This window comes from Caenimonas soli (assembly GCF_013155545.1).
GTDB lineage: Bacteria > Pseudomonadota > Gammaproteobacteria > Burkholderiales > Burkholderiaceae_C > Ramlibacter > Ramlibacter soli.
In genome coordinates this window covers 1-11,782 of the sequence record NZ_JABJVV010000002.1, presented here as the reverse complement: position 1 = coordinate 11,782, position 11,782 = coordinate 1, and the positions used below count along the sequence as shown (strand labels likewise).

The 11,782-nt window shown below is 65.1% G+C and carries 2 protein-coding genes; both read left to right on the top strand.

From position 1 onward, the window contains the following. The first annotated feature begins 96 nt into the window (after positions 1-96). Positions 97-813 carry an efflux RND transporter periplasmic adaptor subunit gene (locus tag HNE04_RS03430; protein WP_407926587.1) on the top strand — a complete coding sequence of 239 codons (717 nt, stop codon included), beginning with the start codon at positions 97-99 and terminating at the stop codon, positions 811-813. Positions 814-821: 8 nt separating this feature from the next. Continuing rightward, positions 822-11,782, top strand: a 10,961-nt coding sequence (locus HNE04_RS03425; RefSeq protein ID WP_172216792.1) for a cadherin domain-containing protein, incomplete at its 3' end; no start/stop codon positions are given.

The following is an 11,782-nucleotide window of genomic DNA, read 5'->3' as shown; positions in this document are numbered from 1 at the left end:
ATGCACGCAGTACCCCGATACGCTTTTCTGTTGTCCGGCCTTCTGGCGATGCCCGCCGCCTTCGCCGCCGATGGACCGCGCGCGCCCGCCGCGGTGATGGCCTCGCCCATCGCCGCCCAAGCCGCGCCGGCCCCCAATAACGATCGGCGCGAAATCCGGGCACAGCTCTCGCCCCGGCGGTTCACGACATTGGCCGCGGAGATCGGCGCCAAGGTCAATCGCCTCCCCGTGCAAGAGGGCGGGGCCTTCCGCGCCGGCCAGACGCTGGTGCAGTTCGATTGCGCCCTGCAGCACGCGCAATTGGACAAGGCCCGCGCCGTGCTGAGCGGCGCCGACAAGACCTGGACCGCCAACAAGCGATTGGCCGAACTCAACTCCATCGGCAAGGTGGAAGTTGATCTGTCGGAGGCCGAAGTCATCAAGAACCGCGCCGAGGTCAGTGGTTCGGCTGCAGTTCTCGGCAAGTGCGCCATCGCCGCGCCGTTCGCCGGCCGCATTGCCGAGCAGAAGGTGCGGGAGCAGCAGTATGTGCAGCCCGGCCAGGCGTTGCTGGAAATCATCGACGACAGCGTGCTCGAACTCGAGTTCATCGTTCCGTCACGCTGGCTGGCATGGTTGAAGCCCGGACACGTGTTCCAGGTCGCCATCGACGAAGTTGGCAAGTCGTTTCCTGCCAAGGTGCAGCGCATCGGCGCCCGCGTGGACCCGGTGAGCCAATCCGTCAAGCTCGTGGCCGCCATCGACGGCAAGTTTCCCCAGCTGATCGCCGGTATGAGCGGGCGCGTGACGATGGCGCCGCCGGCCGGCCATTGAGGCGCCCCATGAAGAAGAATCGCACCAGCGGTATCCAGCGGCGCAAGCCGCAGCTGATGGCTCTCGAGCCGCGGCTCATGTTCGACGGTGCGGCCGTGGCGGCGGCTGAAGCGGCCGCGCTTCCCGGCGACGGATCAGGACACGCGACGGAGGCGCCAGCGTTGCCGCCAGTCGAGGCGGCGCCGGCGGTAGCCCCGGCCGTGGACGCGCCCGCAGTCAACCGGCACGAGATCGTTTTCGTCGACACCAGCATCACCGGCTGGGAAGCTTTGGTCGCCGATACGCACCCTGGCGTCGAAGTGGTGCTGCTCGACCCTGCGCGCGACCCTTTTGCGCAGATGGCGCAGCGGCTGGAAGGCACGCGCGACCTGGACGCTATCCACGTGCTGAGCCACGGCTCTGACGGCGCGCTCATCATCGGGGGCCACGCGTACGACGCATCCACACTTGACCAACACCGCGCCGAGTTGGCCACCGTGGGCCGCGCGCTCACCAGCGGCGGAGACATCCTGCTGTATGGCTGCGACATCGCGAATGGAGGCAGCGGCGCGGCCTTCGTTGGCGAGATCGCCAGGCTCACGCAGTCCGACGTCGCCGCCAGCACCGACACCACGGGCGCGGCCAACCCCTGGGGCGGCGACTGGACGCTGGAGGCGACATCGGGGGATGTCGAAGCCAGTCTCTTCGCGTCACCGGATTCGCTGGCGGACTACTCCGGCAAGTTGAGCACGGTCAACCTGAGCGGCAATACAGGCTGGACCGCGATCATGTTCGGCAGCGCCCAGGATCCGCATGGCGACAGCCAGGCCGGCGCCGCCGATACCGACATCATTGCGGACCTGACGCACGGTTCTCTCTACACCGCCTACGACGACGGCGGCACCACCACGACGGCCGACGACTACCTGGTCTTTCGCCTGCGGGTGGACAACCCGACGAGTCCCACGGAGTTCGGCGGTGTCGCAGTCATCGGCATGGACGCCGACCTGGATGGCCGGATCGACCTGTTCATGACCGTCGACGGGCGCAACAACGGCCAGGTCGTGCGGCTCATGGACCCCGGCACCGGCGCCAACATCTCGCCGAGCACCACCACCACGACGCCGCTGCCGGCGGGTTGGCTGCCGAACAACGGCGTCTATCCCATGGCCGCCAGCAATTACTCGGTGGTGGCCGTTGGCGCGACCACCGATCCTCATTGGAACGGTGATACGGACCTGGGCAACGACGGGGTCGGCGACGCTTTCGTCAATTTCCGCATTCCGATCGCCGACCTGGCCACTGTGCTGGCCAAGCCATCGCCGGTGGGCCGTGACGGAACCTATGGGCCGCGCGGAGCCACCGGCATCAGCGGCTTCGACAAGGACACCGTGGTCCAGTATGTGTCCTTCACGCAAACCCAGTCCGGCCCGATCAACGGCGACCTGAACGGCGTCGGAAAGAACTACGACAGCAACGCCACCTTCGCCTCCCTGGGCGCGATGACGGCGCCGATGTCGCCGAGCAACCCCGTTTCCGCGGGGCCGGCGATCACCGTCTCGGAGCCCATCAGCGGCGGCATGCTCAATGACGCGGAAGACAATTCCGTCGCGATATCGGGCACCAGCACCTATCTGGCCAATCGCCTTCTGACCCTCACGGTGAACGACGGCATCAGCACCGTGACGGGCACGACCACCACAGCGGGCAACGGTACCTGGACCGTGAGCGGCCTGGATCTCTCCGCGTTGAACAACGGCACGCTCACCGTGTCCGCCACTGCGACAGATGACGCCGGCAACGCCATCTTGGACCTCGGGTCGGTCTCGCACGACAAGACGGCGCCTGTCGTGACCATCGACCAGCTTGCCACGGGCACTAGCGGGCAGCCGACCATCTCCGGCACGAGCGACCAGCCCGATGGTTCGATGCTGACGGTCACCATCGACCACGACAACAATGCCTTGACGGCCAACCTGGTCTACCAGGTGGTTGTTTCGGGGGGCTTGTGGACCCTGAATACCGGCACCGTATCGCCGGTTTCCGGCACGATGCCGAGCAGCGGCCTGACGTCGTCCGCCAAGATCACGGCCAGCGCGACCGACGCGGCGGGCAACAGCGCTTCCACCATCGCTTTGACGCGCCCGACGGTCAATACCGTGTCCAGCAACCTGGCCGCGCCCATTGTTTCCGGCACATGGACCAACATCGGCGGCGATACGCTGACCGTTTCGGTGAGCGGCGCCACCTACACGCTCAGCCCGTCCGGCAACACCTGGACGCTCGACCTGGCCACCGCCACGCCCGCGAGCGGCACGTTCACGCCCCTGGTGCCCGGCAACAGCTACGAGGTCGTCGCCACCGTCACCCGTGCCAGCACCAGTGTGTCCGACACCACCTCGGCCGAAGTCACCGCCACCAACGACCCGGTGGTGGCGATCGACATCACCGGCGGCGCCACTGACTCGGGCCTGGACACCACGCCTGTCGTGACCGGCACGTCCTCGAATGCCGGGGGCTTCGTCATCGTGCGGCTCGACCCGGGCGATGATGGCGACCTGGCTGATGCGGTCACTTATTCGGTGACGCCCGGCGCCGGCGGAAGCTGGTCTCTCGACGTCGGCAGCGCGTCGCCCATCTCCGGCTCGCTACCGAGCGGGGGCCTCGTCGGCGCCATCGGCATAACCGCCACCGACAGCACGGGGGCGGTTTCGGACACCCAGGTGCTCACGATCACCACGCCCACCGTGTCGATCGGCGGCATCACCTCGGCGGCCAGCACCAACACATTCGCTCAGGTCAGCAATAGTGGCGGCGGCGCGGCCTACCTGAACATGACGGAAGACGACTCCGTCACCATCTCGGGCACTGCCACCAGTGGCTTCACGGTGGATATCGTCGTACGGGATTCCAACGGAAATTCGGTCACCGCCAGCAACGTCGCCGTCACCGGTGGCAACTGGAGCGCCAGCGGGCTGAATCTCTCGAGCCTGGACAATTCAACCCTCACCGTCACCGCGACGCTGTCCGGCACGAGCATCAGCGCCACCGACTCGTCCGTCACGCACGACAAGACGGCGCTCAGCATCATCAACACGACGCAAAGCCCGATTCGCGCGACCTCAGGCGCGACGATCAAGGGTGTGACGGACCTGCCGGCCAACACGACGCTGACCGTCCAGATCTATACGGCGTCCGACTATTCGGGTTCACCGGTTCAAACGCTCAGCCCGGTCGTACAGGCCGACGGCTCATGGAGCGCGGCCACGACATCGAACCTGAGCAACAACACCACGTACTATTTCCGCGTCAGCGCTCCGGCGAACACGGTGGATGCCGCCGGGAATCTGGTGCAGAAGGTCGATTTTTCGCGCCAGGCGCAGAACTCCATCGGCAACTCCGCCCGGTCAATCGACATGAAGTCCGTATCGGGCGACAACCTCGTCACCGTCGGCGACATCACCAGCGGCCTGGTGCTGCAAGGCGAGACGAACCAGACGAGCAGCACCGTGACCGTGGTGGTAAGCCAAGGGGGAACGACCCTTTACACCAAGACGGCGACGAGCGGCGCCACCTACACGGCCGGCACCAACAACTGGTCGGTCACGTTGACGGCTGCGGAAGTCCAGGCCATGGCCAATGGCCAGTTCCAGGTGTCGGCCACGGTTCTCGACACCGGGATATCACTGACCGACGTGGAATTGCCGACGCTCGATCTCGACACGCCGGTACTCACCATCACCGACGATACGGCAGGCACGATCGCCACCGGGCCAGTCACCTTTACGTTCACGTTCACCGAAGCATTGAAGGCCGGCACGTTCACCGCGAGTGACATCACGGTTACCAACGGAACGAAGGGCGCCTTCTCGGGTAGCGGCACGACTTATACCCTGGTGGTCACGCCTACCGCCAGCGCGAGCGGCACCATCACCGCCACGGTCGCCGCCGGTGCCGCAACTGGCGATTTGACGGGCCGCGGCAATGCAGCAGCCACGACGACCCAAGCGTTCAACACCACGACAGCGGCGGCCGCTCCCACGGTGACCGTCGACACCAGCGCGCTGGCGACGGACAGCACCCCCTCGATCACGGGCACGAGCAGCCTTGCGGCGGGCTCGCCGATCGTCGTCGAGATCGACACGGACAACGACGGCGATACCGACGTCGCTTACTCCGCCACCATGCAGAGCAACGGAACATGGAGTGTGGACCTGGGCAGCGCGACGCCCACACTTGGCGCGCTTCCCGCGGCGGGATTGGATCCATCGGCAAAAGTCACCGCGACCGCCACCAATGCCTTCGGCGGCAGCTCGTCGGCCACCGGGCTGAACAAGCCCACCGTCGTCAGCCAACTCAGCTCCGACAACACGCCTACCGTGACCGGCACCTGGACGCAGACTGGCAGCGATACGCTCTCGGTGGTCGTCAATGGCGTTACCTATTCCGCGGCCAACGGAAATCTCACTGTCACGGCGACGGGATGGTCGCTCACACCGGCCTCGGCCATGGCGGACGCCAGCTATTCGGTCAACGCCACGGTGACGCGAGGCGCCAGCAGCGTGGTCGATCCGACGAGCAGCGAAATCGTGATCGATACGTTGGCGACCGTGACCATTGGCGGCGGCGCCACGACGGAAACAACCGGCGACTCCACGCCTGTCATCTCGGGCAGCTCCACCGGCTTGCCCGCCGGGACGGTGCTCACGCTCAGCCTGGACACGGACAACAACGGCGCATCCGACCTGGTTTACAAGACCGTCGTGGCAGCCGATGGTTCCTGGTCGGTCAACACGGCGACGGCTGTTGCTTTCTCCGGCAGCTTCCCCGCGACGGGTCTCACCGGGCCGGCGCCCATCACTGCCACTGCCACCGATCCGGCTGGCAACACGGGCACGGACGTGCAGACGCTCACGGTGGATGTGACGCCTCCCGTGATCGCGATCACTTCCAATGCGCGCACGCCCGACACCACACCAGTCCTTGGTGGCACAACCGATCTGGCCGTCGGAAGCACGGTGACGGTGGTGGTGGATCCGGACATCACTTCCGGTGCCACGACCCACACCTACACGGCCATCGTTCGGGCGGGTGGCATTTGGGATGTAGATACCGGCAATCCGACGGCAAACGGTGGAACCGGACCATCGGTCACCTATACCAGCGGCAACACGCTGGGTGTCACCGCGAGTGGCGCCGACGCCGTGGGCAACGCCACGAGCACGACGCGGAACGTGGAGATTGGAGCGGCGCCGACCGTCGCCGTGACGGAGCCGCTCGACGGCGCGGGCGGCAACGGCACACTGACCGCCGCCGAGGACGATAGCGTCGTGATCCAGGGTACGGCTACATCGGTGCCCGACGGCAGCGTCGTGTACGTGAGCATCACCGATGGCAGCACCACGATCAGCGACACCGCTGTGGTGACCGGCGGGGTGTGGACTTTGTTGCCCCTCAACCTCAGCGGCATGGCCAACGGTGTGCTGTCGGTCAGCGCCACCTACGTGGACGGTTCCGGCGATTCCTATGGCGACACGGGCACGGTGTTGCACGACAAGTCGGGCGTTGTCAGCATCGACCAGATCAGCAACGACACCGGCACCGTATCGGACTTCATCACCAGCGACAAGACGCTGAGCTTCAGCGGCACCGCAGCGGCCAATGCAACCGTTACTCTGACGCTCACCGACTCGTCTGCGGGAACGGTGTTCAACATTTCCGTCGTAGCCAACTCGACTGGTACGTGGACCTATGACTTCACGGGCACGACCCTCAGCGATGGCGGCTATACCTTGCTGGCCGCCAGTGGCGGCAGTGCCACGCAAGCGATAGTCATCGACAGCACCGCGCCATTGGGCCCCGTGACTGTGACCAGCCAGACAACGGTGGACACGACGCCGACCATCACCGGTACCGCGACGCTGGGCACCGGTGAGTCTCTGAGCGTGACGGTCAACGGCGTCACCTATACGCCGGGGGACGGGAACCTGGTGCATGTCGGCGCCGCCTGGACATTGACAATTCCCGCCGCCGATGCGCTGCAGACCGCCGTGGGTGGTGCGTTCAATGGCGTCTACAACGTCTCCGCAACGGTGCGGGACAGCGCGGGCAATGTGCTGAGTGACAGCACGTCGGGAGAGCTCACGGTCAGGGACACGACCGCGCCCGTCCTCGACCTCGACCCCAGCGACGGTGGCACCATCAACCGCAGCGTCACGAGCCTCAATGGCGCGGCTGTCAGCCTGGACGATGACGCGGACGCTGCGACGCTGGTGGAACTCTCGGACAAGCTCGGCGCCGTCACGGTCACCGTGGCGGGGCTGGCGAACGGCACGAACGAACGGCTGGTCTTCGGCAGCACTGACCTGGCGGCGAACGGAAGCAACGGCGACCAAGCCGATGTGCTTGTGGGAGGCGTACGCGTCAATGTGAGCCATGCGGGCGGTGTCTTCACCATCCAGCGCTTCGATGGCGCGAACCTGACCGCCGCCGAAGCGCGGGCCATCATCGGCGATGTCACGTACCAAAATACCGCTGCAACGCCTACGGGCGGCAATCGCACGTTCACGGTAGTCGCGACGGACGAGGCGGGCAACAACTCGGCCGCGGCAACAACGACCGTAACCGTGTCCGTCGACACCACGGCTCCGAGCATCACCGGCCCCTCCGGCGCAACGGGAGCTACCAGCGCCAAGAGCATCGACGAGAACGGCACGGCCGTGCACACCTTCACGGCCAACGAGGCCGTGACCTGGAGCCTGGCGGCAGGCGAGGACCAGGGTAAATTCAGCATCAATGCGAGCACGGGCGCGTTGACCTTCGCCGCTGCCCCGAACTACGAGGGCCCGACGGACGGCGCCACCACGGGAAGCAACACATATATCGTGCAGGTGCGCGCTACTGATGGTGCTGGCAACGCCAGCATCCAGACCGTGACGGTGACCATCAACAACGTGGACGAGGTGGCGCCCACCATCACGTCGGGCACGACTGCGACGGCGATCAATGAAAACTCCGGCGCAAACCAGCTGGTCTACACGGCAACGGCCACGGACGCCGGCGATATCAGCGCCGGCATCACCTACAGCCTGGGCGGAGCAGACGCCGCCGCCTTCACGATAAATGCGTCAGGCCAGGTCAGCCTGACGGGGGACCCCGATCACGAGACCAAGTCCAGCTACAGCTTCACGGTGGTGGCGGACGACGGCGTCACCACGCCCGCCCAGCAGGCCGTTACTCTGGCGATCAACGACTTGGACGAAGCCGATCCCTCCATTACTTCGGGTGCAACCGCCACGGCCATTGACGAGAACAGCGGCGCGGGCCCAGTGATCTACACCGCGACCGCCACCGACACGGACGACATCAGTGCGGGCGTGACCTTCAGCTTGGCGGGCACGGATGCCGCTGCTTTCACGATCAATGCCGGTACCGGCGCGGTGACCCTGACGGGCAACGCCAACCACGAAGTCAAGAGCAGCTACAGCTTTTCGGTAGTGGCTACCGACGGAGTCGGGCGCACCGATACCCAGGTCGTCACGCTGGCAATCAACGACTTGGACGAAGCAGACCCGACAGTTACCTCAGGCGCCACAGCCACGGCCATCGACGAGAACTCCGGCGCAGGCCAAGTCGTTTACACCGCCACTGCGACCGACGCGGACGACATCAGCACAGGCGTGACCTTCAGCCTGGCGGGAACGGATGCGGCGGCGTTCACCATCAACGCCAGCACAGGCGCAGTGACGCTTACCGGCAACCCCAACCACGAGGCCAAGTCAAGCTACAGCTTCACTGTGGTGGCCACTGACGGAGTGGGCCGCAGCGACAGCCAGGCAGTTTCCCTTGCCGTTAACGACCTGGACGAAGCCGACCCCACGATCACGTCCGGTGCCACAGCCACGGCGATTGACGAGAACAGCGGCGCAGGTCAAGTGGTCTACACGGCCAGCGCCACCGATACCGGCGACATCAGCGCCGGCGTCACATTCAGCCTGGCGGGCACAGATGCCGCTGCGTTCACCATCAACGCCAGCACTGGCGCGGTGACCCTGACGGGCAATCCGGACCACGAAGCCAAGAGCAGCTATAGCTTCAGTGTGGTCGCTACTGATGGAGTGGGGCGCACCGATACCCAAGCCGTTACTTTGGCGATCAACGACCTGGACGAGGCCGATCCCACGATCACTTCGGGTGCAGCCGCGACGGCCATCGATGAGAACTCCGGCGCAGGCCAAGTGATCTACACGGCGAGCGCCACCGATACTGACGACATCAGCGCTGGGGTGACTTTCAGCCTGGCCGGTACCGACGCGGTCGCGTTCACCATCAACGCCGGCACCGGCGCGGTGACCCTGACGGGTAACCCGAACCACGAAGCCAAGAGCAGCTACAGCTTCAGCGTAGTGGCCACGGACGGAGTCGGACGTACCGACAGTCAAGCTGTCACGCTGGCGATCAACGACCTGGATGAGGCCGACCCAACAATTACCTCTGGCGGCACAGCCACGGCCATCGACGAGAACTCTGGCGCTGGCCAGGTGGTGTACACCGCGAGCGCCACCGATACTGACGACGTCAGCGACGGCCTGACCTTCAGCCTGGCGGGCACGGACGCCGCTGCCTTCACGATCAACGCGAGCACTGGCGCGGTGACCCTGACGGGCAACCCGAACCACGAAGCCAAGAGCGACTACAGCTTCACGGTGGTTGCCACCGACGGAGGGGGCCGCACCGACAGCCAGGCTGTGACTCTGGCGATCAACGACCTCGACGAAGCAGATCCCACGATCACCTCGGGCGCCACGGCCACGGCCATCGACGAGAACTCCGGCGCAGGACAGGTGATCTACACGGTGACCGCCACCGACACGGACGATGTCAGTGCTGGCGTTACGTTTAGTCTGGCAGGCACGGACGCGGCTGCGTTCACCATCAATGCCGGCAACGGCGCGGTGACACTCACCGGCAATCCGAACTACGAAGGCAAGTCCAGCTATAGCTTTAGTGTGGTCGCCACGGATGGAGTCGGACGCACCGACAGCCAAGCCGTGACGCTTGCCATCAGCAATGTCATTGATCTCGACGACGACACCACCGCTCCGCAGATCACCGGCCCTTCGGGCGCAACTGGAGCTACCAGCGCCAAGAGCGTCGATGAGAACGGCACGGCCGTTCATACCTTCACCGCCAACGAGAGCGTGACGTGGAGCGTGGTGGGTGGGCAAGACCAGGCCAAGTTCAGCATTGACGCTGCGACCGGGGCGCTGAGCTTCCAGGCCGCACCTGACTACGAGAGCCCGACCGACGGGGCTACCTCGGGGGCCAACACGTATATCGTGCAGCTGCGCGCGGCCGATGCATCCGGCAACTCCAGCACGCAGACCGTGACGGTGAGCATCAACAACGTCGATGAAGCCGATCCGACGATCACGTCCGGCGCCACAGCGACTGCGATCGACGAGAACAGCGGCACAGGCCAAGTCGTTTACACCGCCACTGCGACTGACACGGACGACGTCAGTGCGGGTGTTACGTTCAGTTTGTCGGGTACAGACGCGGCTGCGTTCACCATCAATGCCGGCACCGGCGCAGTGACGCTCACCGGCAATCCGGATCACGAGACGAAGAGCAGCTACAGCTTCAGCGTGGTAGCCACCGATGGGGTTGGGCGGACCGATACCCAGGCCGTCACGTTGGCGATCAACGATCTGGACGAAGCGGATCCCTCGATTACTTCGGGTACAACCGCTACCACCATTGACGAAAACAGCGGCGGTGGCCAAGTGATCTATACGGCCATTGCGACCGACACGGACGACATCAGCGCCGGCGTGACCTTCAGCTTGGCCGGCACGGATGCCGCGGCGTTCAACATTAACGCCAGCACTGGCGCGGTGACCTTGACCGGCAACCCCAACCACGAGACGAAGAGCAGTTACAGCTTCAGCGTGGTGGCTACTGATGGAGTGGGCCGCACCGACAGCCAGGCTGTGACCTTGGCGATCAACGACTTGGACGAGGCAGATCCCACGATCACTTCCGCCGCCGCAGCCACCGCGATCGACGAGAACTCAGGCGCAGGCCAAGTGATCTATACCGCCACAGCGACCGACACGGACGACATCAGCACAGGCGTGACCTTCAGCCTGGCGGGCACGGATGCGGCCGCCTTCACCATTAGCGCCAGCACTGGCGCGGTGACCTTGACCGGGAACCCCAACCACGAGACGAAAAGCAGTTACAGCTTCGGCGTGGTGGCTACCGATGGAGTCGGGCGCACTGACAGCCAAGCTGTGACTTTGGCCATCAACGACCTGGACGAGGCTGATCCGACACTTACCTCAGGCGCCACAGCCACTGCGATCAACGAGAACTCGGGCGCTGGCCAAGTGGTTTACACCGCGACGGCCACCGATACTGACGACGTTAGCGCCGGTCTGACTTTCAGCCTCTCAGGCGCGGATGCCGCTGCGTTCACCATTGATGGAGCCACCGGCGTAGTAACGCTGACCGGCAATCCGAACCACGAGAGCAAATCAAGCTACAGCTTCACCGTAGTAGCCGCCGACGGAGTCGGTCGCACCGACAGCCAGGTAGTGACTTTGGTCATCAACGACTTGGACGAAGCCGATCCCACGATCACTTCGGGTGCAACTTCCACGGCGATCGACGAAAACAGCGGCACAGGTCAAGTGGTCTACTCCGCCACTGCGACCGACACCGACGACATCAGCGCGGGTGTCACATTCAGCCTGGCGGGCACTGACGCGGCTGCCTTCAGCATTGATGCGAGCACTGGTGCGGTAACACTCACGGGCAACCCGAATCACGAGGCGAAGTCGAGCTACAGCTTCACCGTAGTAGCCACCGACGGAGTCGGGCGCACTGACAGCCAAGCTGTGACTCTGGCGATCAACGACCTGGACGAAGCAGACCCGACAGTTACCTCAGGCGCCACGGCTACGGCGATCGACGAAAATTCGGGCGC